The organism is Pseudomonas baetica (assembly GCF_002813455.1).
Lineage (GTDB): Bacteria > Pseudomonadota > Gammaproteobacteria > Pseudomonadales > Pseudomonadaceae > Aquipseudomonas > Aquipseudomonas baetica.
On the sequence record NZ_PHHE01000001.1, the window covers coordinates 5,946,966 to 5,973,616 of the forward strand.

Genomic DNA, 26,651 nt, shown 5'->3' on the forward strand with positions numbered 1-26,651 from the left:
CTCGGCTGCTCTTTTGCTTTATGAGAGAACACCCATGACCGCCGCCAAAAACCGCATTCTAGAGCTGCGTGCTGAACTCGATCAGCACAACTACCGTTACCACGTCCTCGACGAGCCGAGCATTCCGGACGCCGAGTACGACCGGTTGTTTAGAGAGCTGAAGAATTTAGAGGATGAGCATCCGGAGTTTTTCAGTTCGGACTCTCCAACTCAAAGGGTTGGCAGTGTAGTTAGTTCTGTCTTCACAAAGGTTCAGCACGACGTTCCCATGTTGAGCCTGGACAACGCGTTCAGTGAAGCCGAAATGATCGATTTTGATCGGAGAGTGGGGAAGGGGCTAGGCCTCGCTTCTGGAGATCTATTCGGTCCAGGGGAAGTCGAATATAGCTGTGAGCCGAAACTAGATGGTTTAGCGATTAGCTTGCTCTATGAGGATGGAAAGCTAGTTCGCGGTGCTACGCGCGGTGATGGTGCTGTTGGTGAAGACGTGACTGCTAACGTGCGGGTTGTTCGCAGTATCCCGTTAAAACTTAGTGGAAAGGATTGGCCGCGACTTTTAGAGATTCGTGGCGAAGTATTCATGACTAAGGCGGGGCTCGATAAGCTTAATGAGACGCAGGCTGAGGCTGGTGCAAAGCTCTTCGCAAATCCGCGTAACGCCGCTGCTGGCAGCCTACGACAGTTAGACTCTAGTATTACTGCAAAGCGTCCACTTCAGTTTTGTAGTTACGGGGTTGGGCATGTTGAGGGGGAGTTGCCAGAAAAATATACAGAAGTTCTTTCAGCTCTCAAAGAGTGGGGGGTGCCAGTTAGTCATGAGTTGGTCGTGGCGCGAGGCATAGATCAATGCTTGGCGTACTATGAGGATATTGGACGGCGCAGAAGCTCACTTCCTTATGATATTGATGGCGTGGTGTTTAAGGTAAATGATGTCACTCAGCAGCGAATGCTGGGTTTTAGTGCGAGAGTTCCTCGTTGGGCAATTGCTCAGAAATTTCCTGCTGTGGAAGAATTAACAACCCTGCTGAATATTGACTTTCAGGTTGGTCGCACAGGTGCTGTAACTCCAGTTGCTAGATTGCAGCCGGTAAAGGTTGGTGGTGTAGTTGTTTCTAACGCCACCTTGCACAATATGGCTCAAGTCGAAAAACTTGATTTGAAGATAGGGGACATCGTAACGGTGCGACGCGCCGGTGATGTGATCCCTCAAGTTATCGGGGTCACTTTAGAGCGGCGACCCGATAATGCTTCGCCTGTAGTTATCCCAAGTTTATGTCCTGCTTGCGGAGCCCGGGTTGAAAGAACGAAACTGGTCAGGCATACCAAGGCGGGTAAGATTTTTACCGAAGGTGCAATCTATCGCTGTGTTGCGGGTTTGAACTGCAGTGCTCAGTTGAAGCAGTCAATAATTCATTTTGTCTCACGTCGCGCTATGAACATAGATGGGCTTGGAGAAAAGATTGTTGAGCAACTGGTTGAGGAGGGGCTGGTTGCATCTCCTGCAGATTTGTATTCCCTTAAATTTGAGCAGATAGTTGATTTGGAGGGCTTTGCGAAACTCTCCAGTAGTAATCTGCTAGAGTCTATTGTCCTCAGTAAAGCACCTACGCTGGCTCGGTTTATATACGCATTAGGTATTTCTAATGTTGGTGAGGAAACGGCGAAGGTATTGGCTAGATCGCTTGGGTCCCTAGATCGAATTATTCTGGCCCTTCCTGAAGTTCTGACCTATCTTCCGGATATTGGGTGTGAAGCTGCTGAAGATATTCATAATTACTTCATCGATGAGCGAAATGCGCTGACGGTAAAGCAGTTGCGAAAAGAACTGGCTATTGTTGAATCTGGAGAGCTGCATGGGGAGCTGGCATCCAGTGTCTCTCTTGGGAGCTTGATAGAAAAGTTACATATAAATTCCATTGGTTCCACTGCAGCTGAAAAGCTTGATAAGAAATTCGGTGGTGAATTAGATAAGTTGATCGATGCTGACTGGTTGGAGCTTGCAACGGTTCTGACAACCGCTCAGTGGAAAAATGTTCGTGCTTTTTTTGATGTTGAAGAAAATAGAAAGAAAGCTCAGTCTATTGAAGATCAGTTGCGGGAATTTGGTATGCATTGGGCGTTGGTGAAAAAAGACGTCACTGCGCTGCCTGAGAGCGGAAAAACTTGGGTGTTGACTGGAGCACTGGAGTTTATGAGTAGAGAAGTTGCCAAGGAATATTTGGAAAAATTAGGTGCCAAGGTTTCTGGCTCCGTATCGGCTAAAACCTATCGTGTAGTGGCGGGGCCGGGTGCCGGATCTAAACTGACCAAGGCAAACGAATTGGGTGTGGAAGTAATGGACGAAGAAAACTTCATCTCCTTCCTCAAAGACCGTGGCTTTCAGGTCTGACACGAAACCTGTGGTGAGGGGATTTATTTGATCGTTCCCACGCTCCCGCGTGGGAACGCCGCCCCGGACGCTCCGCGTCCGCTGTGACGCAGAGCGTCACTGGATGCATTCCCACGCAGAGCGTTGGAACGATCAACCCGCAAGAATGATCTAGTCTTGGCAAGCCCCAGGGAGAGATCGCCATGTACCGCTTTTTCGAGCAGCTCAGTTCCCGCATCGTCGCGCCGTTCATGGGCGAATCCTCGCGCAACAGCAAAGTCTGGCCGTGCCGCTGCGGTCAGTCGCTGTTCTTTCGCAACAGCCAGTGCCTGGCCTGCAACGCGTTGCTCGGCTATCAACCCGAAGAAAGTCGCCTGACTTCATTGCAACCGGGGCCGCAGGACGGCACCTGGACGCTCGACGCCGATCCCGATGCCGGGTTGTTCCGCCGTTGCGCCAACCTCGATACGCCAGCAGCGTGCAACTGGTTACTGCCGTTCAACGGTCATGACACTTTGTGCATCGCCTGTAGCCTCAATCGCACCATCCCCGACCTGTCTGATCCGGAAAACCCCGAACGCTGGCGCAAAGTGGAAATCGCCAAGCGTCGTCTGGTCGCACAACTGATCACTTTGGGCCTGCAGGTCACCCCGAAAACCGTGGACGAGGAAACCGGGCTGGCCTTCGACTTCATCGGCGTCGACCTCGAAGGCAATGCGCCGATGACTGGCCACGCCAACGGCCTGATCACCCTCGACATCAAGGAGGCCGACGACGCCCACCGTGAGCAGGTGAGGGCGCAAATGCATGAACCCTATCGCACCTTGCTCGGGCATTTTCGCCATGAGGTCGGGCACTACTATTGGGATCGGTTGATCGCCAATGGCCCGTGGCTTGAATCATTCCGCAACCTGTTCGGCGACGAGCGCGCCAGTTATGCCGAGTCGCTGGATCGACACTACCAGCAGGGCGCCCCACTGGACTGGCCGCAACACTACGTCAGCGCCTACGCGACCATGCACCCATGGGAAGACTGGGCGGAAACCTGGGCGCATTACCTGCACATGATGGACGCGGTAGACACCGCGCTGGGCTTCGGCATGAGCGCGCGGGAGATGGACTTCGACTACCAGCCGTTTCTGCCGAGCACCTTGTTCGATCCGTCGCACCCCGGCGGTGAGGCGTTTCTGTCCTTCGTCAACGCATGGATCGAACTGGCCGGGATGCTCAACGAATTGTCACGCAGCATGGGCCAGCCGGATTTCTACCCGTTTGTGCTGCCGGCGGCGGCGATCACCAAGCTGCATTTCATTCACTTGGTGATCCAGCGGGTGGGCGGCCGGGCGGACGAGGTGTTATCCCTGTAGGAGCGGCCGCGGGCTGCAATCTTTTGCCGTCATCGCATGTCCTTGAAGCCATTCATATTTTTTATCTACAACCAACGGTTGTAACTTCATCTCAGATAGGTACAATGGCGCGGCTCGCCGACTGGCGAGTGTCGTTATGGTGACCCCATCGGTCCCCCCGCAACGATTACCCGTGAACCTGGTCAGAGCCGGAAGGCAGCAGCCACAGCGGGAACATTGTGTGCCGGGGTGTGGCTGGTGGGGTTACCACCTTAACGAACAATCGAACGCTTCAACAGAACTGCATGGGTTTCGCCCACTGCGGTTTTTTTGCGTCTGCGATTTAACGTGCCGACACAAATCCCGCTGCTGATGAGGATCCTGTGGGAGCTGGCTTGCCAGCGATAGCGGTGGGTCAGGTTCATCTATTTCACTGAAAATCCGCAATCGCTGGCAAGCCAGCTCCCACAGGGTTATGGGGTGTTCTCAGGGTTGCCGGTATAGAGCCGAATAATCTCATCAATCTCCCCCGACATTTTCATCCTCAGCAACGTGCGCAAAATGCGCTGCACCGGCACCTTCGGATCATTCCTCACGTAACAACCGACTTTCTGCTCCTGCAGCACCGCCACGCCTTGCAGTTGCTGCTCCGGCATCAATCGCTGGTTAAACCAGTCCAGCGTCCACTGATTGCTCACTGCATACCGGTAGCGCCCGGCCAGCAGTTTCTCCAGCACCTGCTCCTGATTGCGCGCATCTTCGCGTTGCAGCCGATCAGCATCAAACAGCGGTTGCAGAGTAGGGTAGCTGTAGCCCAGAACGGTGCCGATGGATTGGCGGGGCAGGTGAGCGGGATCGACACTGGCAGGTTGATCCTTGCGGCTGATCAACAGATCGCGCTGGAAGAACAACGGCAGACTCCAGATGTAATCCCCCGACTGATTCGGCAGCCATGACTGCGCGGCATAGCAGCGCACATCTATTTCGCCATGTTCCATGGCGCTCTGCACGCGTGCGCGGGGCAGGACGTGAAACTCGGCCGGTACGCCGACCTGCGTGGCCAGGCTGAGCATCAGATCGTAGAGAATGCCCTGCGTCGGTCGCCCGCGTTCATATTGCACCATCGGCATCGCCCAGCTGTCGGGCATGGCGAAGCGCAACGGGGCTTGCGCTGCCGTCACATTCAGGCTGATTCCCAGCAACGCCCCCACGGCCCAACGCATAAACGCTCCGGTAATTCCCGATCCCGAGCCGATAAAAGCCCCTGCTGATGCAGCTTAGCCATATTAGACAAGGACACCGGATGCAATTTTGCCCTTGCTCCGCTAGCATTAGCCGCTTCAGCTTCCTTCGTTGCGACGGTTTTCGATGAGTTATCAGGTTCTTGCACGTAAATGGCGTCCGCGCTCGTTCCGCGAAATGGTCGGCCAGACCCATGTGCTCAAGGCTCTGATCAATGCCTTGGACAGCCAGCGGCTGCACCACGCGTACCTGTTCACCGGTACGCGCGGGGTGGGTAAAACCACGATTGCGCGGATCATTGCCAAATGCCTGAACTGTGAGACAGGTATCACTTCCAGCCCTTGCGGCGAATGTTCGGTGTGCCGCGAGATTGACGAGGGCCGCTTCGTCGACCTGATCGAGATCGACGCCGCGAGCCGCACCAAGGTCGAAGACACCCGCGAGCTGCTCGACAACGTGCAGTACGCGCCAAGCCGCGGGCGCTTCAAGGTCTACCTGATCGACGAAGTGCACATGCTCTCCAGCCATTCCTTCAATGCGCTGCTGAAAACCCTCGAAGAGCCGCCGCCCTACGTCAAGTTCATCCTGGCGACCACTGACCCGCAGAAACTTCCGGCAACGATTTTGTCGCGGTGCCTGCAGTTCTCCCTGAAGAACATGACGCCGGAGCGCGTGGTCGAGCATTTGACCCACGTTCTCAGCGCCGAAAACGTGCCGTTCGAAGACGACGCGCTGTGGTTGCTCGGTCGCGCGGCTGACGGTTCGATGCGTGACGCCATGAGCCTGACCGATCAGGCAATTGCCTTCGGTGAAGGCAAGGTTCTGGCCACCGACGTGCGGGCGATGCTCGGTACGCTGGATCATGGGCAGGTCTATGACGTTCTGCATTCGCTGATCGAAGGCGACGCCAAGGCATTGCTTGAAGCCGTGCGTCACCTGGCCGAACAGGGCCCGGACTGGAACGGCGTGCTCTCGGAAATTCTCAATGTGCTGCACCGCGTGGCCATCGCTCAGGCGTTGCCGGAAGGCGTCGACAATGGCCATGGCGACCGTGATCGTGTGTTGGCATTGGCCCAGGCCTTGCCGGCCGAAGACGTGCAGTTCTATTACCAGATGGGCCTGATCGGGCGCCGCGATTTGCCGCTGGCGCCGGATCCGCGTGGTGGTTTCGAAATGGTGCTGCTGCGGATGCTGGCCTTCCGGCCGGCAGACACGACGGACGCCCCGAGACAGCCGCTAAAGCCAGTGGGGATCAGCCAGGCCACAGTTGATTCCGCAAATTCAGTGGCTGCCGCGCCTAAACCCGCGCCGGTAGTCGCTGCGGCAGTTGCACCGGCACCGACGCCAGCGCCTGTGGTTGCACCGGCCCCTGAGCCTGTGCTTGCCGTTGAGCCGGAACCTGCAACTGAGCCTGAGCCTGAGCCCGAACCGGCTGCCGTCGAGGCCGCCGTCGACCTGCCATGGAACGACCCGGTAGAACCGGCGCCTGAGCCTGTACAGCAACCCGCCGTCGAGCCTGTACTGGAAACCGCCGCCGAGCAGCCCGAGTTGCCGCCGATGCCGCTGCCGACCCCGGACAGCGTCGTGCCGGACGCACCCGAGTGGGCTGCCGCGCCGATTCCCGAGCCGTCTGTCGCCGACGTCGATGCTGCCACACCGGGCATGGACATGGACGACGAGCCGCCGCTGGACGAGGATTACATCGAGCCGGACATGGATTCGGCCTACAGCTACCTCGACGAGCTGGCCAGTGAACACGCCGCAGAACCGGCCCCGGAACCCGAGCCTGAGCCTGCTGCGGCACCCGCCACCGGTCTGGCCCTGCAATGGCTGGAGCTGTTCCCGAAATTGCCGATCTCCGGCATGACCGGCAGCATCGCCGCCAACTGCACGTTGATCGCCGTCGATGGCGACCATTGGCTGATGCATCTGGACCCAGCTCACAGTGCACTGTTCAACGCCACGCAACAGCGCCGTCTCAACGATGCGTTGAACCAGTTCCACGGCCGCACGCTGAGCCTGACCATCGAACTGATCAAGCCCGAGCAGGAAACCCCGGCTCAGGCCGCTTCCCGTCGGCGTGCCAATCGTCAGCGCGAGGCGGAGGAGTCGATCCACGGCGATCCGTTCATCCAGCAGATGGTCCAGCAGTTCGGTGCGGTGGTGCGACACGATACTATTGAACCTGTCGATGCCTTGGTCGCCCAAGGCTAATAACTGAAGGTGTCCGGTCTTGATTGCCGGACGCTGTTTTGATCCAAGTACTTTTGAGGTGATTTCCATGATGAAAGGTGGCATGGCCGGCCTGATGAAGCAGGCGCAGCAGATGCAGGAAAAAATGGCCAAGATGCAGGAAGAACTGGCCAATGCCGAAGTCATCGGTAAGGCCGGTGGCGATATGGTCACCGTGGTAATGACCGGTCGTCACGACGTGAAAAGCGTCACTATCGACCCAAGCCTGGTTGAAGGCATGAGCGAAGACGACAAGGAAATGCTGGAGGCCGTGGTGGCTTCCGCCGTCAACGACGCCGTGCGCAAGATTGAAGCCAACAGCCAGGAAAAAATGGGCAGCATGACCGCCGGCATGAACCTGCCAGCCGGTATGAAACTGCCATTCTGATTCGCCATTGCGCGTCAGATGAGCTACACAAAATGCCAGGCATCGCGCCTAATGCCAGTCAGTTAAGCTGACTGGCATTTTTGTTTTTGATCGGATACTTCGGCGATTTGAGCCTGATTGCCCGAGGATAAATGCGCTCCTCGCGTCGATGTGGCAGGACATAATGCGGGGCTGAGGCATGCAACTCTGCGAGATATTTGGGGATGTTCCCCGAACGATCCGCAGAAACGCCGTTGATAAACCCCAAGATCGCCCAAGTGCACGCGGTGAAGCTCAGTTCGCATGGATGGATGCCTGGACAATGGCGGCTCATCTCCACCATCTGATAACGCAACAGGTTGTAGCCCAACAACACGCCCCACAGTTCCTGCTCAATCATTTCGGGCGTCTTGCTGCGCAGCGTATAGCTGCTGTTCAGCAGGGTCTGCTTCATTTCTCTAAACCCTAACTCGATCTCCCATCGCTGGCTGTAGAGATCGACGATTTCGTCGGACGGGAAGCGTAATGAGTCGGCCATCGACGTCAGTATCTGACAAACCTTGCCCTTGACGGTTTTGCTCAGAAGCCGCGCAGTCAGGCGCTCCGGCAATCCAGGCCATTGCTTGCGGGCCTGCGGCGAAGTACTCAACGAGACCACAGCATCGTGGCGCCCCAAACGCTGAAGCACTTCGTACTGCGAGCCTTTTTTCAGCGGCATCAACCAATGTCGCTCGATGCCTGCTTGCTGCCATTGATGCAGCAACCCCAAGGAATAAAAGCCGCGATCGAACAGCGTCAGCGAGTGATCGGGGGTGGTTTCGATCAGTTGCTCCGCCAGTTTCATCTCGTTGCTGCGATAGCCGTCAAACGCGCTGCCAATCAGTAAGTGACTGGTCAATTCCATTTGGCAAACCATGCGCACCTGAGGAAAACCAGTATCGCCATGCTGGTTGCTGGCGGAGTCGTAACGCGCACGGTTTTCCGGTGTATCGGGCGTACGCCAGACGACGCCGTCGACACCCAGCAAGCGCAACCCGGCCCAGGTCGGATGACTGGCCGCTTCATGCCAGCTTTTCTGAGTCAGATCGAAGACTTGTCGTACGGCCTCGCTGCCCAGCCGCTGACGGGCTTGGACTACGGCGCTGGGCGCGACCAGCGGACGTTGCCCAGGCAGCATGATGTTCATGCGACTGACCACATCCCACGCCGACATGCGTCGAAAAAACGCCATGGAGATGACGCACCAAAGCATCATTTCCAAAGGTAAGCGTCGCCTGCGCAAAGTGGCTACACCGGCCTGCTCCAATGCCTGTTCGACCAGAGATGGATCAAGCAACGAGTCCAACCCTTCGAGGGAGTTGGGAGTCGAGACGAAGTTGTGGGTGAGTTCCAGTGCCCGAGCCAGACGCATAAAAAAATCCGATGCCTATTCAGGCATCGGATTTTGATTTCTTGCGGCCAAAGGTCAAGCAAAAGGGCTTAACTGATCGGCATTAGGCATCGCGCCTGGCATTTTTGTTTCTGGTCGGTAGAGATGTGTTGGCTGTAATGACGCCTTCGCGAGCAAGCCCGCTCCCACATGGGATTGCATTTCAAATGTGGGAGCGGGCTTGCTCGCGAAAGCGTCAACACGATTTACCGGAATAAACATCGAACGCGCCACCGCCACAAAGGTCTGCTCCCTATACCTTCGAATTCCTCATTCACAGGAGACGCTGACATGTCCGACCCTCTGACCCTCAATCAACGCATCGTCCTGGCCTCCCGCCCGGTGGGTGCGCCGACCCCGGAAAACTTCCGCCTGGAGCGCGAAGCACTGGCGGATCTGGAAGACGGCCAGGTGCTGCTGAAAACCCTGTACCTGTCGCTCGATCCCTACATGCGCGGACGCATGAGCGACGCGCCGTCCTACGCCGCGCCGGTAGAAATCGGTGAGGTGATGACCGGTGGCGCTGTCAGCCGTGTCGAGCGCTCGCGTCATCCGAAATTCCACGAAGGCGATCTGGTGGTCGGCGCGACCGGTTGGCAGAGCCATAGCATCAGCGACGGGCGCAACATCATTCCGATTCCGTCCGGGCTGCCGAGTCCGTCAATGGCGCTTGGCGTGTTGGGCATGCCCGGGATGACGGCGTACATGGGCCTGATGGACATCGGTCAGCCGAAAGAAGGCGAGACTTTGGTCGTGGCGGCCGCGTCGGGTGCTGTCGGCTCGGTGGTCGGACAAGTGGCGAAAATCAAAGGCCTGCGCACGGTCGGCGTGGCCGGCGGTGCCGAGAAGTGCAAATACGTGGTCGAAGAGTTGGGCTTCGACGCCTGCATCGATCACAAGTCTGCGGACTTCGCCGAGCAATTGGCCAAGGCCTGCCCGGATGGCATTGACGTTTATTACGAGAACGTCGGTGGTCATGTCTTCGATGCAGTGGTGCCGCTGCTGAACGCCAAGGCACGCATTCCGCTGTGCGGGCTGATTGCCGGTTACAACGCCACCGAAGCACCGAAAGGCCCGGATCGCCTGCCGATGTTGCAGCGCACGCTGTTGACCAAGCGCGTGCGGATTCAGGGCTTCATCGTGTTCGACGACTACGGTGATCGTCAGCCGGAATTCATCAGCCACATGGTGCCGTGGGTGCGCGAGGGCAAGGTCAAATTCCGCGAAGACGTGGTCGAGGGCCTGGAGCAGGCGCCCGACGCGTTTATCGGTCTGCTGGAAGGGCGCAACTTCGGCAAACTGGTGGTGAAGGTCGCCCAGGACTGAGTATTTGACGCTGGCCGGAGGCGCGGGTATAAACCGCGTCTCGTTGTTTTGTCGGACTTTTTACCCATGAGCTTCAGCCCTTTGATTCGCCAACTGATCGATTCCCTGCGAATTCTGCCGGGTGTGGGTCAGAAAACTGCCCAGCGCATGGCGTTGCAGTTGCTCGAACGTGATCGCAGTGGCGGTCTGCGCCTGGCTCAATCCTTGAGTCAGGCCATGGAAGGGGTCGGTCACTGCCGCCAGTGCCGCACGCTGACCGAAGACGACCTGTGCCCGCAATGCGCCGATACCCGCCGTGACGATACGTTGCTGTGCGTGGTGGAAGGGCCGATGGACGTTTACGCGGTCGAGCAGACCGGTTTCCGTGGCCGTTACTTTGTGCTCAAGGGCCATTTGTCGCCGCTCGACGGGCTCGGGCCTGAGGCCATCGGCATTCCGCAGTTGATGGCGCGGATTGAAGAGGCCGGTACGTTTACCGAAGTGATCCTCGCCACCAACCCGACCGTGGAAGGTGAGGCGACAGCGCATTACATCGCTCAACTGCTCAACAACAAAGGCTTGATCGCCTCGCGGATTGCCCACGGCGTGCCGCTGGGTGGTGAGCTGGAGTTGGTGGACGGCGGGACTCTGGCGCATTCGTTTGCCGGGCGTAAACCGATCGCCCTCTGAGTTATAGGGTGTCTGAATAGACGTCTTCGCGAGCAAGCCCGCTCCCACATTCGACCGCATTCAATCTGAATGAACGCGATCAACTGTGGGAGCGGGCTTGCTCGCGAACGGGGCGCCTCGGTTGATCTGATTCACACAATTGAGTTGAAAACCAAGCAAGCGCTCGGTTAACGTCGGCGAACTCTTCGATGGAGCTCGCCCATGCCTGCCTTTCAGGAATATTTCGATCCCGGCCACCAATTGGTCCGCGACAGCGTCAGACGTTTCGTCGAACGCGAGATCCTGCCGGACATTGATCTGTGGGAAGAAGCCGAAAGCTTCCCTCGTGAGCTGTACCTGAAGGCGGGCGCTGCCGGCATCCTCGGTATCGGTTACCCCGAAGCGCTGGGTGGCAGTCATGAGGGCGATCTGTTCGCCAAGGTCGCCGCCAGTGAAGAGTTGATGCGCTGTGGCTCTGGCGGCCTGGTAGCGGGGCTGGGTTCGCTGGATATCGGCCTGCCGCCAATCGTCAAATGGGCACGCCCCGACGTCCGTGACCGCGTGGTGCCACAAGTGCTCAGTGGCGAGAAGATCAGCGCGCTGGCCGTCACTGAGCCCGGCGGCGGTTCAGATGTCGCCAACCTGCAAACCCGCGCCGTGCGTGACGGCGATGTCTACCGGGTCAGCGGTAGCAAAACCTTTATCACTAGCGGCGTGCGCGCCGATTTCTACACGGTTGCGGTGCGTACTGGCGATCCCGGTTTCGGCGGCATCAGCCTGTTGCTGATCGAGAAGGGTACGCCGGGGTTCACCCTCGGTCGGCAGTTGAAGAAAATGGGCTGGTGGGCGTCGGACACGGCTGAATTGTTCTTTGACGATTGCCGGGTGCCTGTGGGAAATCTGATCGGTGCCGAGAACATGGGCTTCGCCTGCATCATGGGCAACTTTCAGAGCGAGCGGCTGGCCCTCGCGCTGATGGCCAACATGACCGCGCAGCTTGCGCTTGAGGAGAGCCTGAAGTGGGCGCGCGAGCGTGAGGCCTTCGGCAAACCGATCGGCAAGTTTCAGGTGATCAAGCATCGCCTCGCCGAAATGGCCACGGCGCTGGAAGTGTCGCGCGAGTTCACGTATCGGCAGGCAGCCAAAATGGCCGCCGGAAAAAGTGTGATCAAGGAAATTTCCATGGCGAAGAACTTTGCCACGGACACGTCAGACCGGATCACTACCGAGGCGGTGCAGATTCTGGGCGGGATGGGTTATATGCGTGAGAGTCTGGTTGAGCGGTTGTATCGGGATAACCGCATCTTGTCGATTGGCGGCGGGACGCGGGAGGTGATGAACGAGATCATCAGCAAGCAGATGGGGCTTTAGGTTTTGCGTTGAGGCGGCCGACGCCTTCGCGAGCAGGCTCGCTCCCACAGGAGAATGCATTCCAAATGTGGGAGCGAGCCTGCTCGCGAAAGCGGTCTGAAAGGCGCTACTTACTTATCAGTCAAGGCGAACTGCGTCAGGCAGAACGTCGGAATTCCCATGTCTTCCAGACGCTGCGAACCTTGCAGCTCCGGCAAATCAATGATCGCCGCCGCTTCATGCACACGCGCACCCATGCGGCGGATCAGGTTGGCCGCCGCAATCAGCGTGCCGCCAGTGGCGATCAAATCATCAAACATCACTACCGAATCACCCTCACACAGGCTGTCGGCATGCACTTCCAGAAACGCTTCGCCGTACTCGGTCGCGTAACCTTCGGCTAACACGTCCGCAGGCAGTTTGCCTTGCTTGCGGAACAGCACCAGCGGCTTGTTCAACTGATAAGCCAGCACCGAACCGATCAGGAAACCGCGGGCGTCCATCGCGCCGATCTGGGTGAAGTCGGCCTCCACATAGCGGTGGGCGAAGCTGTCCATCACCAGGCGCAAAGCCGTTGGCGACTGGAACAGCGGGGTGATGTCGCGAAAGATCACGCCCGGTTTCGGGAAGTCGATCACGGGGCGGATCAGGGATTTGATGTCGAAGGAGTCGAAGACCATCGTCGAGGTGTCCTGGCAGGGCTGCAAACGGCGCAGTATACCCGCGGCTGAAACGATTCGCTCGGCCGCGGGTCGAGATCAGCCGTCGAGCGAGCCGCCGGCCAGGGCGCAGAGCTGGATCGGGTCGAGGATGTGAATCTCTTTGCCCTCGGCGGCGATCAGTTTGTTTTGCTGGAACCGGGTAAACACCCGCGACACGGTTTCCACCGCCAGGCCCAGGTAATTGCCGATTTCATTGCGCGACATGCTCAGACGGAACTGGTTGGCCGAGAACCCGCGAGCGCGGAAGCGTGCCGACAGGTTGACCAGGAAGGTGGCGATGCGCTCGTCGGCGGTTTTCTTCGACAGCAGTAGCATCATTTGCTGGTCGTCGCGAATCTCGCGGCTCATCACACGCATCAACTGGCGGCGCAGTTGCGGCAGTTGCAGGGCCAGTTCGTCGAGGCGTTCGAAAGGGATTTCGCACACCGAGGTGGTTTCCAGTGCCTGGGCGGAAACCGGGTGTTTCTCGGTGTCCATGCCGGACAGGCCGACCAGTTCGCTCGGCAGGTGGAAACCGGTCAGTTGCTCTTCGCCGCTGTCGCTGAGGCTGAAGGTCTTCAGGGCGCCGGAGCGTACTGCATAAACGGAATCGAACGTGTCGCCCTGACGGAACAGGAACTCACCCTTTTTCAGCGGGCGGCCGCGTTTAACGATTTCGTCCAGCGCATCCATGTCTTCCAGATTCAGAGAAAGTGGCAGGCAGAGAGGGGCCAGGCTGCAATCCTTGCAATGGGCCTGGTTGTGAGCGCGCAGTTTAACTGGCTCGGACATTTCTTTAATCCTTGTGGGAAAACACACATAAGCCGTAAGGGTAACCCACGGGAGGACATTCAGGCCAGCGTATGGCGAGTTTGGCCCTCAGCCGTAAAGCCGCCGGGCAACTGGCCGATAAACTGTGATCATCACGCATCAAGGAATCGCTTCGATGGCTGCCATTGGTACGCTGGGCCCCGGTAGCAGCGGCGTTGAGACGCTGTCGGAAACGTTTAAATCCCCCGCCGACCACGGCCACGACACCGACTCGACAATTGATGCAACCCCGACCTTGGTCGAGGGCGTCAAAGTGTCGCTGTCCGGTGCCGCGATCGAAAAGTCGGCCGGAGCCGGCGGCGACAATCGCGACATCGAAGAAAGCGGTTTGCCCGAGAACATCCAGCAATTGCTGAAGATGATCCGCAAGTTGCAAAAGCAGATTGCCGAGAAAAAGGCGCAGATCGAAAAGATCATGGCCGACAAGCGCCTTTCCAACGAAGAAAAAATTATCAAGGTCGCCGCGCTTCGCGGCGCCATTGCCGCGTTGAACACCGGGTTGATCACCGCCAATCTGGCTTTGTCCAAAGTGGTGGGGCAGTCGGGTCTGACGTCAGAGCAAAACATGCAAGTGGGTTCGCTGCTGATGAAAAACTAAATCACCCGGGAAAACCGCTGGCGGTTCTGCTGCTCAAGGTAAGCGTCGAAGACCATGCACACCGAGCGCACCAACAGGCGTCCCGCCGGCAATACTTCGATCCGATCGCTGTCCAGCGTAATCAGGCCATCCTTGGCCATGCCTTGCAGCTGCGGCCATAGCGCGAGGAAGTAACCCTGGAAATCGATGTTGAACTGCTGCTCGATCTCGGCGAAGTCCAGGCTGAAATTGCAGATCAACTGTTGAATCACTTCCCGACGCAAGCGGTCATCGGCGTTGCACACAAGGCCACGGCTGGTCGCCAGTTGCGCGGAGGCGAGGGTGTTCTGGTATTCGTTGAGATCGCTGCTGTTCTGGCAGTACAGGTCGCCGATCTGGCTGATCGCCGACACCCCCAGACCAATCAGATCGCAGTGACCGTGGGTGGTGTAGCCCTGGAAGTTGCGCTGCAGGGTTTCTTCTTCCTGAGCACTCGCCAGCTCATCGTCGGGCAGGGCGAAATGATCCATACCGATGTAGCGGTAGCCGGCAGCCGTCAGTTGCTCGATGGTGCGCTGGAGCATTTCCAGTTTTTGCGCCGGGCTCGGCAATTCATTGCCGTTGATTCGCCGCTGCGGCATGAAGCGTTCGGGTAAGTGCGCGTAGTTGAACACCGAGAGCCGGTCCGGTTGCAGGCTGATGACTTCTTCCACCGTGCGGGCGAAATTGTCCGGCGTCTGCTTGGGCAGGCCGTAGATCAGGTCAATGTTGATCGAGCGAAATTGCAGGGTGCGTGCGGCGTCGATCACGGCGCGGGTTTCTTCCAGGCTTTGCAGGCGATTGACCGCCCGTTGCACCGCCGGGTCGAGGTCTTGCAGGCCGATGCTGACACGGTTGAAGCCCAGTTCACGCAGCAGACCCATGGTCGACCAGTCGGCTTCACGCGGATCGATTTCGATGCCGTAATCGCCGGAGTCGTCATCGAGCAGATTGAAATGCTTGCGCAGGTGCGCCATCAGTTGGCGCAGTTCGTCATGGCTGAGGAAGGTCGGTGTGCCGCCGCCAAAGTGCAGTTGCTCGACTTTTTGCGCCGGGTCGAGGTGGCAGGCGATCAGCTGGATTTCCTGTTCGAGCCGTTGCAGATACGGCAAAGCGCGACCGCGATCCTTGGTGATGACTTTGTTGCAGGCGCAGTAGTAGCAAATGTTCGCGCAGAACGGCACATGCACGTACAGCGATAACGGACGCAGGGCCTTGCGGCTGTCGCGCAGGGCATGGAACAGATCGAACGTACCGACCTGACTGTTGAATTGCACGGCCGTCGGATACGAGGTGTAGCGCGGCCCCGCCAGGTCGTAGCGGCGGATCAGATCTGTGTCCCAACGAATGGCGTCGAGCATGCGGGCGTTCCCCCGGATAGGCTGGCAGTGTGGCGAGTCTAGGGGAGGGTGTAGCGGGGCATCTTGATTTGCATCAACAGCAAAGAGGTGTGTTGATCGTGCGGGCCTCTTCGCGAGCAGGCTCGCTCCCACATTGGATCGGTGGTGCTACACAAATCCCCTGTGGGAGCGAGCCTGCTCGCGAAGGCCGCGGCGCCGATCTAATGGCCCATCAACCAATGCTGATGCGGGCCGGGCAGGGTCCAGAGGCCGAACAGGATCACTAAAATCCCACCGGCCATGCGCACGCTGCGTTTGCGCAAAATGGCGGTGACGCGTTCTGCCGCAAGGCCTGTGGCGAGCAGGACCGGCCAAGTGCCTAGTCCGAACGCGAGCATCAGCAACGCACTGTCCAGCGCGTTGCCCTGGCTCGCCGACCACAGCAACGTGCTGTAAACCAGCCCGCACGGCAGCCAGCCCCATAACGCGCCAAGCAGCAAGGCGCGGGGCAGGCTCGACACCGGCAGCAAGCGGTTGGCCACCGGTTGAATGTAACGCCACAAGCCGCGACCGAGGCTTTCGATGCGGGTCAGTCCGCTCCACCAGCCGGCCAGATACAGGCCCATGGCGATCAACAGCAGCCCCGCCAATACGCGCATAAATAACGCGGCGGGACTGTTGGCCACTGCCCACCCCGCGAGGCCGATCAGCAATCCGGCCGTGGCATAACTGAGAATGCGCCCAAGGTTATACGCCAGCAGCAGGCGAAAGCGCCGACTGCGCTGTTCCTTGGGAATCGCCAGGGTCAGCGCGCCCATCAAACCGCCGCACATGCCCAGGCAATGGCCACCGCCGAGCAAGCCGAGAATCAGCGCCGAGATCAGCAGGGGCGCCAGTTCAAGCATGGGGTGGCGCCTTGTCGTGCGGTTTGCTCGCGTTGGCTTCGTCGACGGCGGCGGTGTGGTTCGGATCCTGGTCGTCAAACAGGATGCTGTGGGCCGGGCCATCGAGGTCGTCGTACTGGCCGCTGTCCACCGCCCAGAAGAAGATGTACACGGCGATGGCGACGATCAGCAGCGCGGCCGGAATCATCACGTAGAGAGCTGGCATCGGTACTCCATGCCCGCGCGGCTCAGGCCGGCAACGGGCGGGTTTCTGATCGGGTGTTTAAAACCGGCGCGCTCGGCAGGCGAGTCAGGCGCAGGGCGTTGAGCACCACGGTCAACGAACTGACCGACATACCGACCGCGGCCCACACCGGAGTGATCCAGCCGAGGGCGGCGAACGGCAACATGAGGCCATTGTACAGCGCGGCCCACAGCAGGTTTTCGATGATTACCCGGCGAGTCCGTCGGGCCAGGGTAAAAGCCTGCACCAAGGCGTCGAGGCGGTTGGACAGCAGCACGGCGTCGGCGCTGGTTTTCGCCAGATCGGTGGCCGAGCCCATGGCCACGCTGATGTCGGCAGCGGCCAGCACTGGCACATCGTTGACGCCGTCGCCGAGCATCAGCACTTTGCGGCCTTCTTTGTGCAGTTGTTGCAGCACTTGCAGCTTGTCATCCGGACGCAGCCCGCCACGGGCTTCGTCGATACCCAGTTCAGCGGCGACGCTGGCGACCATCGGCGAGCTGTCGCCGGACAGCAGCAAGGTGCGCCAGCCACGGGCCTTGCAGGCGGCGAGCAGGGCGGGGGCATCGTCACGCAAGCGGTCGTCGAGAACGAACCAGGCCAATGGCCCCGAGCTGTCGCCGAGCAGCAGCCACTGGCCCGGCTCGTCCGGCATCACAGGCACAACGGCGCCGCTCAGGGCGCAGACAAATGCCGGCTCGCCAATGCGCAGACGCTGCTCGCCGACCAGGCCTTCGAGCCCCAGTCCTGGCGTGCTGTGGACTTCTTCAGCCGCCAACGGCGCACGACCGAAGGCGCGAGCAATGGGATGTTCCGAACGGTTCTCGAGTGCGGCGGCAAGGCTCAGGCATTGGTCGCTGTCCAGCTCACCCAGCGGACGAATCGAACGCAGCACAAGGCGACCTTCGGTGAGCGTGCCGGTCTTGTCGAAGATCACCGTGTCGATCTGGTTCAAACCTTCCAGCACATGCCCGCGAGTCAGCAGCAAGCCGAGTTTGTGCAGGGTGCCGGTGGCGGCTGTGAGCGCAGTCGGCGTCGCCAGCGACAGGGCGCAAGGGCAGGTCGCGACCAGCATGGCGAGGACGATCCAGAACGCGCGCGCTGAGTCCAGCTCCCACCACAACAGACCGATGGCGGCTGCGGCGATCAGTGACAACAACAGGAACCATTGCGCGGCGCGGTCGGCGATTTCCGCCAGGCGCGGTTTCTCGGCTTGAGCGCGATCGAGTAAACGCACGATGGCTGACAATCGCGTGTCCTGCCCCAGCGCCGACACTTCAACAGTCAGCGCACCTTCGACGTTGAGGGTGCCGGCAGTGACCGCATCGCCGAGGGAGCGCGGTTGCGGCAGGTATTCACCGGTCAGCAGTGATTCGTCGATGCTCGACTGGCCGTCGAGAATCCTGCCGTCCGCCGGCAGAATCGAACCCGGTTGCACCAGCACCCGGTCACCGAGGCGCAATTCGCTGAGCAGGATACGCTCGCCTTGGCCAGCATCATCGAGACGCAGGCACGACGCCGGTAACAGATTCACCAGTTGCGCGGTGGCGGCGGCAGTGCGCTCGCGGGCGCGGCGTTCCAGATAACGTCCGGCGAGCAGGAACAGCGCGAACATGCCAACCGCATCGAAATACAACTCGCCGACGCCAGTGATCGACGTCCAGATCCCGGCAATGTAAGCGCTGCCGATGGCCAGCGAGACCGAAACATCCATGGTCAGATGACGAGTGCGCAAGTCGCGCATCGCGCCTTTGAAAAACGGCGCGCAGCTGTAGAACACGATCGGTGTGGTCAGGAACAACGCGACCCAGCGCAAAATCGTGTGCAGTTCGGGGCTGAGGTCGATGTTGAATTCCGGCCAGGTCGCCATGGTCGCCATCATTGCCTGAAACCACAGCAGGCCCGCGACGCCAAGTTGACGCAGGGCGAGGCGGTTTTCGCTGGCCAGTTGTTCGCTGGCGCGGTCGGCCTGATACGGGTGGGCGGCGTAACCGATATGGCGCAGTTCGGCGAGCAGTTGGCTCAGCGGCAATTGCCCGTCGGCCCAACGTACATGCAAGCGATGGTTGGACAGGTTCAACCGGGCTTCGTCGACCGCCGGCAGCGTGCGCAGGTGTTTCTCGATCAGCCAGCCACAAGCGGCGCAACTGATGCCTTCCATCAACAGGGTGGTTTCGGCGAGTTCGCCTTCGTGGCGGACGAAGGGTTTTTGCACGTCGGCGCGGTCGTACAGCGCTAGCTCATCCACCAGTTGCACCGGCAACGCTTCGGGGTTGGCCGAGGCTTCGCTGCGATGCTGGTAGTAGCTTTCCAGGCCGCCGGCCACGATGGCTTCGGCCACGGCCTGGCAGCCCGGGCAGCAGAACTCGCGGGACTCGCCGAGTACGACAGCGGTGAAGCGGCTGCCGGACGGAACGGGCAGGGCGCAGTGGTAGCAGGGCAGTGGGGTGGTCATCAGAGGAAATCTTTATTGTCCGCAAGGGCCTCTTCGCGAGCAGGCTCGCTCCCACAGGTTTTGAGGACACTGGAGATCCACTGTGGGAGCGAGCCTGCTCGCGAATGCGCGAAGCGCAGTTTTTTACTTCTTCAGGTCTTCGGCGCCTTGCAGCGGTTCATCACCGAGCAGCAACTCTTTGTCATGGTTGACCAGTTCTTCTTCGAACATGCGCCATACATGGTCGTCCTGCGAACCCAGCAACTCGACAAACCGGCGGCCATCGACCTTGTCGCTCAACTGGCCAATGTAACGACCGGTTTCAGTTTCGCTGCGCGTCAGGACGATCTTGCGATCCTTTTCCGGCTGGGTCGGCGAGATCAGGTTCAGTTCCAGCGTTTTCGGCTGGCTGTCGCCGCTCAAACGCAGGTCGACTTCGCCGGTCACGTCATCCAGATGCACCGCCGCGCGCATTTTCAGGGTTTGCGCCAGCAGTTCGCGATCCAGCGAGCGGTTGATGCCTTTGCCGGCCTCGTAGTAGTTGTCGTTGACCAGGTTGTCCGGGTTGTTCACCGCGATGGTCACCATGGACAAGGTCAGCGTCACCGAACAGGCCAGAATCGCGATGATGATCCAGGGCCATAGGTGCTTGTACCAAGGGCTTGCGGCGTTTGCTACGGGCATGTTCAGTTCTCTCAACGGATTTGTGGGCCGATGAATCGGCTCTTGGCTTCAACGTGGACGCTGTCGTCATCGGCGTCCTTGAGGATGAATTTCACCTCGTTGGTGCTCGATGGCAGTTGTTCCGGCGCGCTCGACAGTTCGACCGGCATGCTGACGATGTCTCCCGCGGCGACCTTGATCTCGCGCTTGCCTTGCAGGCGCAGATCCGGCAGGCCGGCGGCTTCCAGCACGTAGGTGTGATCGCGCTGATCCTTGTTCATGATCTTCAGGCTGTAGACGTTCTCGATCCGGCCTTCGGCGTTCTCGCGGTACAGTACGCGGTCCTTGCTGACGTCGAAACCGACCAGCGAGCGCATGACGAACGCGGTCACCAACAGGCTGATCATCGCCAGCAACACCACCGCGTAGCCGATCAGGCGTGGTCGCAGTTTATGGGTTTTCTGCCCGGACAGGTTGTGTTCGGTGGTATAGCTGATCAGGCCGCGCGGGTAGTCCATCTTGTCCATGATGTTGTCACAGGCATCGATACACGCAGCGCAGCCGATGCACTCGATCTGCAGGCCGTCGCGAATGTCGATACCGGTCGGGCACACCTGAACACACATGGTGCAGTCGATGCAGTCACCCAGGCCCATGGCCTTGTAGTCCACGCCTTTCTTGCGCGGGCCACGGCTTTCGCCCCGGCGCGGGTCGTAGGAGACGATCAACGTGTCCTTGTCGAACATCACGCTCTGGAAACGGGCGTACGGGCACATGTAAATGCACACCTGCTCACGCAACCAGCCGGCGTTGCCGTAGGTGGCGAGGGTGAAGAAACCGACCCAGAAATACGACCAGCCATCGGCCTGCCCGGTGAAGAACTCGAACACCAGTTCGCGGATCGGCGAGAAATAGCCGACGAAGGTCATGCCGGTGACGAAGCCGATCAACAGCCACAGCGAGTGCTTGGCGAGTTTGCGCAGTAACTTGTTGCCGCTCATCGGCGCCTTGTCGAGCTTGATGCGCTGGTTGCGGTCGCCTTCGGTGACCTTCTCGCACCACATGAAAATCCACGTCCACACACTTTGCGGGCAGGTGTAGCCGCACCAGACGCGGCCGGCATACACGGTGATGAAGAACAGGCCGAACGCGGCAATGATCAGCAGGCCCGACAGTAGAATGAAGTCCTGGGGCCAGAAGGTCGCACCGAAGATGAAGAACTTGCGCTCCGGCAGGTTCCACCACACGGCCTGATGGCCACCCCAGTTCAGCCAGACCGTGCCGAAATACAGCAGGAACAGCGCGGCGCCGCCCATCATCCGCAGATTGCGGAACAGACCGGTGAAAGCACGGGTGTAGATTTTTTCTCGAGAGGCGTAAAGATCGACGCTGTTGTTCGCGTTTTTACTCGGTGGCGTGACGTCGTGTACCGGAATCTGGTTGCTCATCATTGCATCCCACGGCAGTGGAAAAATGCCTCGGTCGATACGTGCCGACCGCGGTCAGAAAGGGCGTTGCAGTGGCGTGATGATACGCCTGTCACGCCGACGAACGGGTGCGACCTTTGGTCGCGTTGGGGGAGTGGTTGAAATGGTGTAGCAGATGTAACAAGTCCTGACCCAGATCAATTGACTATAGACGACGCATGAGACTCGCTCTGGCGAGCGAGTCCCTCTTTTGTGTCGACAGTCGAGTCGAAAACCCGTCAGAGCAGCCTTCCGCCGCCAAGCCCGTCTAACCCGCTGTCTTTGTTTTTTTTGACGGCGTGGTCAGTCGTGGCGTCATCGATGGCAGGTGTATGCGCAGTGGAAGTCTCAGCAGCTTGTTCGGCGTAAGTGAAATTCTCGAATGGCTGGACGCAATCGTGATCGGATTCTCGCATGGCTTTCTTCCTTGAAACGTGTGGGTTAATGGGGCGGCCTGACGATGCTCGTCAAGCGCAAAGACAACTTACACACCGTTGAAAATCAAATCCATCGAGCATACGCCTCGATTCGTAAATTTTTCTGTTAGTTGAGGAATGGCACTTTATGTTGATGCGCTTGCTTTGCGCATTGATTGTTGTCGGTGTTTACAGTTTTGAAATAAAAGTAATTGATTGGTCATGATTGTGTATTTGAGGTTTTGGTTCTTTTCGAATAGTTTGAGATTTGACGGCATGAGGTCGTCATTGTATTTGATTAAATGGAAGTGTTATCTGATGACTAACAATAAGGTTCAATGTTTTATTCTGGGTGTCTGTTTGTTATTTTCGTTTGTCCCGGCTCATTCAATGGAGAATACTCCGAAGCACATGGTGTTTGCATCGGATACACAATATCCCTGGACGGATAAGACCGATCGCCGTCAGCCCGAATCCGACGCAGACTTCAAGGTCCGCTCCAAGTGGCTGGTAGAGACTCAACTCGCCAGCATCGCTGACTTTAGAGACCACCACGACGGGCAGGCACAAGTTCCACTGATGATCAACGGCGATATCACCGCTTTCGGTCATGGCTGGCAACGTGACTATATGGCGGCGACATTGAAGAAGCACTTTGGGACGGATTATCTGTATGGCTTGGGCAATCACGATTATGAAAATAATGTAGATGACTGTGTCACTAATAATTGTGCGGCGGGCAGTATTGTTGAGTTTAAAGAGCATCATGCGAACAAGGTAGACAGTTTTGATCTGAGTATTACTGGCTGGCCATTCCCGCTGTATTCCGGGAGCCTTGCTTATTCCAAGAATATTGGTGAAGTTCATCTGGTTCAGCTCAATAACGAGCCGACGTACACAACCAGGATTTCAAGTTTTTTGAACCCGACGACGTTCGAGATCAATAGCGCACTGGATTGGCTGGAGAAAGACCTCAGTCTGGCGAGGGTTGAGGGTTACGCGATCATCATCAACATGCACAAGCCGTTTGGCATGATGGGCGACAACGCGCAGCAGAGGCGCTTCCGGGAAATGCTCGACAAGTATCAGGTTACTGCCGTCTTTGCCGGTCATATGCATGAGGGGGGCGGCGAAGCCTATTGGCTGGGCAAGGTGCCGATGTACCTGAGCGGGGCCACCTCTCAACAAACCTACCTGATCACCAGTTTCACCGAGGATCGCAAGCAACTGCAGATCTATCTGGTGGAGAACAATCAATGGCGCAGCCGTACGCTGATCGATACGATCCCGGTGAAATCAATCTGGGCCAATCGTCCATAAAAAAGACCCGGCCAATTCTCATTGGCCGGGTCTTTCTGTGCATCAAGCGTCGGCCTTACTCGGCGTTCGCTTCCGGAGCTTTTTCACCGTGGGACAGGCTGTAAACATACGCCGCCAGCAGGTGCACCTTGTCGTTGCCTTGCAGCTGTTCCTGCGCCGGCATCTGGCCCTGACGGCCATAACGGATGGTCTGCTGCAGTTGCGCGAAGCTCGAACCGTAGATGAACGCACCCGGGTGAGTCAGGTCAGGCGCGCCCATGGCTGGGGTGCCTTTGCCCGCTGGGCCGTGGCAGGCCACGCAGTTGGCGGCGAACAGTTTGCCGCCGTTGGCTGGATCAGCCTTGGTGCCTTCCGGCAGCTTGCGGCCATCAAGGTTCGTGATCACGTAAGCGGCGACGTCGGCAACGCCTTGCTCACCAATCACTTCAGCCCAGGCTGGCATCACCGCGTGACGACCGCCCATGATGGTGGTCTTGATGGTTTCCGGTTCGCCGCCCCAGCGCCAGTCGGCGTCGGTCAGGTTAGGGAAGCCATAGGCGCCCTTGGCGTCGGAACCGTGGCAGACCGAGCAGTTGGAGGCGAACAGGCGGCCACCCATCTTCAGTGCTTGCGGGTCCTTGGCCACTTCTTCAATCGGCATGGCGGCGAACTTGGCGAAGATCGGACCGAACTTGGCGTCCGAGCGCGCCATTTCCTTTTCCCACTCGTGAACGCCGGTCCAGCCGGTCTGGCCGTTGGCGAACGCGGTCTGCTTGTCGGTATCGAGGTAGTTGTAGCCCGGCAGCAGGCCTTTCCAGTTGCCCAGGCCCGGGTACAGCACCAGATAACCCAGCGCAAACACGATGGTGCCGACGAACAGCATGAACCACCATTTCGGCAGCGGGTTGTCGTACTCCTCGATCCCGTCGAAGGAGTGGCCGACCGTCTCGTCCGTCTGTTCGCTGCGCTGGCCCTTGCGGGTCGACAGCAGCAGCCAGGTCAGGGCGAAGATCGTACCGAGACTGAGGACTGTGACGTACAGACTCCAGAATGTAGTCATTCTTTGTTACTCCTAGAAGCTTGCTCGACGTGCTTGATGGCTTCGGGATCATCCGCAAAAGGCAGCAAGGTCGCGTCTTCAAACTCCGACTTGCGCTTGGGACTGAACACCCACAACGCCAGACCGATGAAGGCCACCATCACGACAACGGTGCCCAGGCCACGAATCATCCCGATATCCATCGAATTCACCGTTTGCTTTTGATGATGGTGCCCAGGCCTTGAAGGTAGGCCACCAGCGCGTCCATTTCGGTTTTGCCCTTCACGGCATCTTTTGCACCGGCGATGTCTTCGTCGGTGTAAGGGACGCCGAGCGTGCGCAACACTTCCATTTTCTTGGCCGTGTCTTTGCCGTCGAGCTTGTTTTCCACGAGGAACGGGTAAGCCGGCATTTTCGACTCAGGCACCACGTTGCGCGGGTTGTACAAGTGCGCACGTTGCCAGTCATCGGAGTAACGACCGCCCACACGGGCCAGGTCCGGACCGGTACGCTTGGATCCCCACAGGAACGGGTGATCCCAGACGCTTTCCCCGGCAACCGAGTAGTGGCCATAGCGTTCGGTTTCAGCGCGGAACGGACGGATCATCTGCGAGTGGCAGCCGACACAACCGTTGGCGATGTAGACGTCGCGGCCTTCCAGTTCCAGCGCCGAACGCGGCTTCATGCCTTCGACCGGCTTGTTGGTGACGTCCTGGAAAAACAGCGGAACGATTTGGGTCAGGCCGCCAACGCTGACGGCGATGACCATGAAGAAGGCCAGCAGGCCAATATTCTTCTCGACAGCTTCATGCTTCATCAGTGAGCTCCAACGACAGCGATCTGGGCGGCGGCTTCGGCTTCAGCCGGGTTCGAGGCGCGCACGGTGCGCCAGACGTTGTAAGCCATCAGGAACATGCCGCTGGCGAAGAAGGCACCGCCCAGCGCACGGACGATGAAGCCCGGGTGGCTGGCTTGCAGCGCTTCGACGAACGAGTAGGTGAGGGTGCCGTCGTCGTTGATTGCACGCCACATCAGGCCCTGGGTGATGCCGTTGACCCACATCGACGCGATGTACAGCACGGTACCGATGGTCGCGAGCCAGAAGTGCGCGTTGATCAGGCCGACACTGTGCATCTGCGCACGGCCGAACAGTTTCGGGATCATGTGGTAGATCGCGCCGATCGAGATCATCGCCACCCAGCCCAAAGCGCCGGCGTGTACGTGGCCGATGGTCCAGTCGGTGTAGTGCGAGAGCGAGTTGACGGTCTTGATCGCCATCATCGGACCTTCGAAGGTCGACATGCCGTAGAACGCCAGCGATACCACGAGGAAGCGCAGAATCGGGTCGGTGCGCAGCTTATGCCAGGCGCCCGAGAGGGTCATCATGCCGTTGATCATGCCGCCCCAGCTTGGCGCCAGGAGGATGATCGACATCGCCATGCCCAGCGATTGTGCCCAATCCGGCAGCGCGGTGTAGTGCAAGTGGTGCGGGCCGGCCCAGATGTACAGGGTGATCAGCGCCCAGAAGTGCACGATCGACAGGCGATAGGAGTAGATCGGACGTTCGGCCTGCTTCGGCACGAAGTAATACATCATCCCCAGGAAGCCGGTGGTCAGGAAGAAACCCACGGCGTTGTGGCCGTACCACCACTGGATCATCGCGTCGGTGGCACCCGAGTAAGCCGAATACGACTTGAACAGGCTGACCGGCAGCGACATGTGGTTGACGATGTGCAGCATCGCGGTCACGACGATGAACGCGCCGTAGAACCAGTTACCGACATAGATGTGCTTGGTGTTGCGCTTGGTAATGGTGCCGAAGAACACCAGACCGTAGGTGACCCAGACAATGGCCAGGAGAATGGCGAGTGGCCATTCCAGTTCCGCGTATTCCTTGGTGGTGGTGTAACCCAGCGGCAAGGTAATGATCGCGCCGACAATGACCGCTTGCCATCCCCAGAAGGTGAAGGCGGCGAGGCTGTCGGAAATCAGTCGCGTCTGGCAGGTTCGCTGCACGACATAGTAGGAAGTGGCAAACAGTGCACAGCCACCGAAGGCAAAAATCACCAGGTTTGTGTGCAACGGGCGCAGGCGTCCAAAGCTCGTCCACGGCAGACCGAAGTTCAATTCCGGCCAGACCAGTTGCGAGGCGATGAAGACACCGAGCCCCATGCCAAGGATCCCCCAGACCACCGTCATGATGGCGAACTGGCGGACTACCTTATAGTTATAAGCAGTCGGACTGATTGCTGTGCTCATTCTAAGGTTCCACGGTTTGGGTGTTTTATTAGGATTAAAATCGGCCGCAAGTATGCAGAGAGCAGGGGGTCATTGCAACGCGCCATGACCTGGGTCAATGCTTTCCAACGCTGATTCTGCGGCCTTTCCATGCGCCGCGTAAGGTCAAAAT

The 26,651-nt window shown here is 58.7% G+C and carries 24 protein-coding genes and 1 other RNA gene; 10 read left to right on the forward strand and 15 right to left on the reverse strand.

The features are described 5' to 3' along the window. The first annotated feature begins 34 nt into the window (after positions 1 to 34). The 3 genes from ligA (at position 35) to ffs (ending at position 3,978) form a co-directional block, all read left to right on the forward strand. Entirely contained in the window at positions 35 to 2,389 is a 2,355-nt protein-coding gene (gene ligA, locus ATI02_RS27515; RefSeq protein ID WP_100847916.1) for an NAD-dependent DNA ligase LigA, read from the forward strand. Positions 2,390 to 2,571: 182 nt separating this feature from the next. Beyond that, a complete protein-coding gene (locus ATI02_RS27520) occupies positions 2,572 to 3,735 on the forward strand; it encodes a zinc-binding metallopeptidase family protein (protein ID WP_100847917.1) in 1,164 nt (387 codons plus the stop codon). A gap of 146 nt (positions 3,736 to 3,881) precedes the next feature. Beyond that, positions 3,882 to 3,978: signal recognition particle sRNA small type (gene ffs, locus ATI02_RS27525), an RNA gene on the forward strand. 209 nt (positions 3,979 to 4,187) lie between these two features. On the opposite strand, the gene ATI02_RS27530 is transcribed toward ffs, so the two are convergent. After that, positions 4,188 to 4,937 carry a substrate-binding periplasmic protein gene (locus ATI02_RS27530; RefSeq protein WP_095189466.1) on the reverse strand — a complete coding sequence of 250 codons (750 nt, stop codon included), beginning with the start codon at positions 4,935 to 4,937 and terminating at the stop codon, positions 4,188 to 4,190. A 145-nt stretch (positions 4,938 to 5,082) separates the two neighbouring features. Here ATI02_RS27530 and dnaX point away from each other — a divergent pair, with 145 nt between their 5' ends. Both dnaX and ATI02_RS27540 read left to right on the forward strand, forming a co-directional pair. Beyond that, positions 5,083 to 7,170, forward strand: coding sequence for a DNA polymerase III subunit gamma/tau (gene dnaX, locus ATI02_RS27535; RefSeq protein WP_100847918.1), 2,088 nt, complete (start codon positions 5,083 to 5,085; stop codon positions 7,168 to 7,170). Positions 7,171 to 7,237: 67 nt separating this feature from the next. After that, complete coding sequence (locus ATI02_RS27540; RefSeq protein ID WP_093103000.1) at positions 7,238 to 7,576, forward strand: YbaB/EbfC family nucleoid-associated protein; 339 nt, start codon at positions 7,238 to 7,240, stop codon at positions 7,574 to 7,576. A gap of 58 nt (positions 7,577 to 7,634) precedes the next feature. Here the strand turns inward: ATI02_RS27540 and ATI02_RS27545 are convergent, their stop codons facing one another. Continuing rightward, positions 7,635 to 8,966 (reverse strand): IS4 family transposase, encoded by a 1,332-nt coding sequence (locus ATI02_RS27545; RefSeq protein WP_100845361.1) that lies wholly within the window; start codon positions 8,964 to 8,966, stop codon positions 7,635 to 7,637. 309 nt (positions 8,967 to 9,275) lie between these two features. Between ATI02_RS27545 and ATI02_RS27550 the strand changes: the two genes are divergently transcribed. The 3 genes from ATI02_RS27550 to ATI02_RS27560 all read left to right on the forward strand — a co-directional run bounded on the left by ATI02_RS27550 (position 9,276) and on the right by ATI02_RS27560 (position 12,329). Continuing rightward, positions 9,276 to 10,310 (forward strand): NADPH-dependent curcumin/dihydrocurcumin reductase, encoded by a 1,035-nt coding sequence (locus ATI02_RS27550; protein WP_100847919.1) that lies wholly within the window; start codon positions 9,276 to 9,278, stop codon positions 10,308 to 10,310. A 66-nt stretch (positions 10,311 to 10,376) separates the two neighbouring features. Continuing rightward, positions 10,377 to 10,979 carry a recombination mediator RecR gene (gene recR, locus ATI02_RS27555; protein ID WP_095189469.1) on the forward strand — a complete coding sequence of 201 codons (603 nt, stop codon included), beginning with the start codon at positions 10,377 to 10,379 and terminating at the stop codon, positions 10,977 to 10,979. A 201-nt stretch (positions 10,980 to 11,180) separates the two neighbouring features. Beyond that, on the forward strand, positions 11,181 to 12,329 hold the full coding sequence (locus ATI02_RS27560) for an acyl-CoA dehydrogenase family protein (RefSeq protein WP_095189470.1): 1,149 nt from the start codon (positions 11,181 to 11,183) through the stop codon (positions 12,327 to 12,329). A 110-nt stretch (positions 12,330 to 12,439) separates the two neighbouring features. On the opposite strand, the gene ATI02_RS27565 is transcribed toward ATI02_RS27560, so the two are convergent. Beyond that, on the reverse strand, positions 12,440 to 12,988 hold the full coding sequence (locus tag ATI02_RS27565) for an adenine phosphoribosyltransferase (RefSeq protein ID WP_100847920.1): 549 nt from the start codon (positions 12,986 to 12,988) through the stop codon (positions 12,440 to 12,442). A 78-nt stretch (positions 12,989 to 13,066) separates the two neighbouring features. After that, on the reverse strand, positions 13,067 to 13,801 hold the full coding sequence (gene fnr / locus ATI02_RS27570; RefSeq protein ID WP_100847921.1) for a fumarate/nitrate reduction transcriptional regulator Fnr: 735 nt from the start codon (positions 13,799 to 13,801) through the stop codon (positions 13,067 to 13,069). Between the two features lie 154 nt (positions 13,802 to 13,955). On the opposite strand from fnr, the gene ATI02_RS27575 reads away from it, so the two are divergent. Beyond that, complete coding sequence (locus ATI02_RS27575) at positions 13,956 to 14,438, forward strand: hypothetical protein (protein WP_095189472.1); 483 nt, start codon at positions 13,956 to 13,958, stop codon at positions 14,436 to 14,438. Here the strand turns inward: ATI02_RS27575 and hemN are convergent. From hemN to ATI02_RS32150, 7 genes are all read right to left on the reverse strand, one after another. Further along, a complete protein-coding gene (gene hemN, locus ATI02_RS27580) occupies positions 14,435 to 15,817 on the reverse strand; it encodes an oxygen-independent coproporphyrinogen III oxidase (RefSeq protein ID WP_100847922.1) in 1,383 nt (460 codons plus the stop codon). The two genes, ATI02_RS27575 and hemN, sit on opposite strands and share 4 nt — an antisense overlap. 200 nt (positions 15,818 to 16,017) lie before the next feature. Continuing rightward, complete coding sequence (locus ATI02_RS27585; RefSeq protein ID WP_100847923.1) at positions 16,018 to 16,701, reverse strand: sulfite exporter TauE/SafE family protein; 684 nt, start codon at positions 16,699 to 16,701, stop codon at positions 16,018 to 16,020. Continuing rightward, on the reverse strand, positions 16,694 to 16,906 hold the full coding sequence (gene ccoS, locus ATI02_RS27590) for a cbb3-type cytochrome oxidase assembly protein CcoS (protein ID WP_095189475.1): 213 nt from the start codon (positions 16,904 to 16,906) through the stop codon (positions 16,694 to 16,696). The genes ATI02_RS27585 and ccoS overlap by 8 nt, the downstream gene beginning before the upstream one ends. 22 nt (positions 16,907 to 16,928) lie before the next feature. Then, positions 16,929 to 19,379 (reverse strand): heavy metal translocating P-type ATPase, encoded by a 2,451-nt coding sequence (locus tag ATI02_RS27595; protein WP_100847924.1) that lies wholly within the window; start codon positions 19,377 to 19,379, stop codon positions 16,929 to 16,931. Positions 19,380 to 19,502: 123 nt separating this feature from the next. Continuing rightward, the gene (locus ATI02_RS27600) at positions 19,503 to 20,042 is read right to left on the reverse strand and encodes a FixH family protein (RefSeq protein WP_095189477.1); all 540 of its coding nucleotides are present in this window, start codon (positions 20,040 to 20,042) and stop codon (positions 19,503 to 19,505) included. An 11-nt stretch (positions 20,043 to 20,053) separates the two neighbouring features. Further along, complete coding sequence (gene ccoG, locus ATI02_RS27605; RefSeq protein WP_100847925.1) at positions 20,054 to 21,469, reverse strand: cytochrome c oxidase accessory protein CcoG; 1,416 nt, start codon at positions 21,467 to 21,469, stop codon at positions 20,054 to 20,056. A gap of 257 nt (positions 21,470 to 21,726) precedes the next feature. Beyond that, entirely contained in the window at positions 21,727 to 21,903 is a 177-nt protein-coding gene (locus ATI02_RS32150; RefSeq protein ID WP_157815152.1) for a hypothetical protein, read from the reverse strand. Between the two features lie 318 nt (positions 21,904 to 22,221). On the opposite strand from ATI02_RS32150, the gene ATI02_RS27610 reads away from it, so the two are divergent. Next, the gene (locus ATI02_RS27610; protein WP_100848510.1) at positions 22,222 to 23,223 is read left to right on the forward strand and encodes a metallophosphoesterase family protein; all 1,002 of its coding nucleotides are present in this window, start codon (positions 22,222 to 22,224) and stop codon (positions 23,221 to 23,223) included. A 55-nt stretch (positions 23,224 to 23,278) separates the two neighbouring features. Here ATI02_RS27610 and ccoP read toward each other — a convergent pair whose 3' ends face one another. Genes ccoP through ccoN form a run of 4 tightly spaced genes read right to left on the reverse strand, consistent with a single transcriptional unit; the run spans position 23,279 to position 26,500 of the window. Then, positions 23,279 to 24,262 (reverse strand): cytochrome-c oxidase, cbb3-type subunit III, encoded by a 984-nt coding sequence (ccoP, locus tag ATI02_RS27615; RefSeq protein WP_095189479.1) that lies wholly within the window; start codon positions 24,260 to 24,262, stop codon positions 23,279 to 23,281. Next, complete coding sequence (locus tag ATI02_RS27620; RefSeq protein ID WP_003175465.1) at positions 24,259 to 24,444, reverse strand: CcoQ/FixQ family Cbb3-type cytochrome c oxidase assembly chaperone; 186 nt, start codon at positions 24,442 to 24,444, stop codon at positions 24,259 to 24,261. The genes ccoP and ATI02_RS27620 overlap by 4 nt, the downstream gene beginning before the upstream one ends. A gap of 5 nt (positions 24,445 to 24,449) precedes the next feature. Further along, positions 24,450 to 25,058, reverse strand: coding sequence for a cytochrome-c oxidase, cbb3-type subunit II (ccoO, locus tag ATI02_RS27625; RefSeq protein ID WP_095047713.1), 609 nt, complete (start codon positions 25,056 to 25,058; stop codon positions 24,450 to 24,452). Next, on the reverse strand, positions 25,058 to 26,500 hold the full coding sequence (gene ccoN / locus ATI02_RS27630; protein WP_095189480.1) for a cytochrome-c oxidase, cbb3-type subunit I: 1,443 nt from the start codon (positions 26,498 to 26,500) through the stop codon (positions 25,058 to 25,060). The genes ccoO and ccoN overlap by 1 nt, the downstream gene beginning before the upstream one ends. Positions 26,501 to 26,651: the final 151 nt, after the last annotated feature.

Bases quoted from the DNA above. Each gene is read 5' to 3' on its own strand.
- ligA (WP_100847916.1), top strand. From the start codon at position 35: ATGACCGCCGCCAAAAACCGCATTCTAGAGCTGCGTGCTGAACTCGAT.
- ATI02_RS27520 (WP_100847917.1), top strand. From the start codon at position 2,572: ATGTACCGCTTTTTCGAGCAGCTCAGTTCCCGCATCGTCGCGCCGTTC.
- ATI02_RS27530 (WP_095189466.1), bottom strand. From the start codon at position 4,937: ATGCGTTGGGCCGTGGGGGCGTTGCTGGGAATCAGCCTGAATGTGACG.
- dnaX (WP_100847918.1), top strand. From the start codon at position 5,083: ATGAGTTATCAGGTTCTTGCACGTAAATGGCGTCCGCGCTCGTTCCGC.
- ATI02_RS27540 (WP_093103000.1), top strand. From the start codon at position 7,238: ATGATGAAAGGTGGCATGGCCGGCCTGATGAAGCAGGCGCAGCAGATG.
- ATI02_RS27545 (WP_100845361.1), bottom strand. From the start codon at position 8,966: ATGCGTCTGGCTCGGGCACTGGAACTCACCCACAACTTCGTCTCGACT.
- ATI02_RS27550 (WP_100847919.1), top strand. From the start codon at position 9,276: ATGTCCGACCCTCTGACCCTCAATCAACGCATCGTCCTGGCCTCCCGC.
- recR (WP_095189469.1), top strand. From the start codon at position 10,377: ATGAGCTTCAGCCCTTTGATTCGCCAACTGATCGATTCCCTGCGAATT.
- ATI02_RS27560 (WP_095189470.1), top strand. From the start codon at position 11,181: ATGCCTGCCTTTCAGGAATATTTCGATCCCGGCCACCAATTGGTCCGC.
- ATI02_RS27565 (WP_100847920.1), bottom strand. From the start codon at position 12,988: ATGGTCTTCGACTCCTTCGACATCAAATCCCTGATCCGCCCCGTGATC.
- fnr (WP_100847921.1), bottom strand. From the start codon at position 13,801: ATGTCCGAGCCAGTTAAACTGCGCGCTCACAACCAGGCCCATTGCAAG.
- ATI02_RS27575 (WP_095189472.1), top strand. From the start codon at position 13,956: ATGGCTGCCATTGGTACGCTGGGCCCCGGTAGCAGCGGCGTTGAGACG.
- hemN (WP_100847922.1), bottom strand. From the start codon at position 15,817: ATGCTCGACGCCATTCGTTGGGACACAGATCTGATCCGCCGCTACGAC.
- ATI02_RS27585 (WP_100847923.1), bottom strand. From the start codon at position 16,701: ATGCTTGAACTGGCGCCCCTGCTGATCTCGGCGCTGATTCTCGGCTTG.
- ccoS (WP_095189475.1), bottom strand. From the start codon at position 16,906: ATGCCAGCTCTCTACGTGATGATTCCGGCCGCGCTGCTGATCGTCGCC.
- ATI02_RS27595 (WP_100847924.1), bottom strand. From the start codon at position 19,379: ATGACCACCCCACTGCCCTGCTACCACTGCGCCCTGCCCGTTCCGTCC.
- ATI02_RS27600 (WP_095189477.1), bottom strand. From the start codon at position 20,042: ATGCCCGTAGCAAACGCCGCAAGCCCTTGGTACAAGCACCTATGGCCC.
- ccoG (WP_100847925.1), bottom strand. From the start codon at position 21,469: ATGAGCAACCAGATTCCGGTACACGACGTCACGCCACCGAGTAAAAAC.
- ATI02_RS32150 (WP_157815152.1), bottom strand. From the start codon at position 21,903: ATGCGAGAATCCGATCACGATTGCGTCCAGCCATTCGAGAATTTCACT.
- ATI02_RS27610 (WP_100848510.1), top strand. From the start codon at position 22,222: ATGACTAACAATAAGGTTCAATGTTTTATTCTGGGTGTCTGTTTGTTA.
- ccoP (WP_095189479.1), bottom strand. From the start codon at position 24,262: ATGACTACATTCTGGAGTCTGTACGTCACAGTCCTCAGTCTCGGTACG.
- ATI02_RS27620 (WP_003175465.1), bottom strand. From the start codon at position 24,444: ATGGATATCGGGATGATTCGTGGCCTGGGCACCGTTGTCGTGATGGTG.
- ccoO (WP_095047713.1), bottom strand. From the start codon at position 25,058: ATGAAGCATGAAGCTGTCGAGAAGAATATTGGCCTGCTGGCCTTCTTC.
- ccoN (WP_095189480.1), bottom strand. From the start codon at position 26,500: ATGAGCACAGCAATCAGTCCGACTGCTTATAACTATAAGGTAGTCCGC.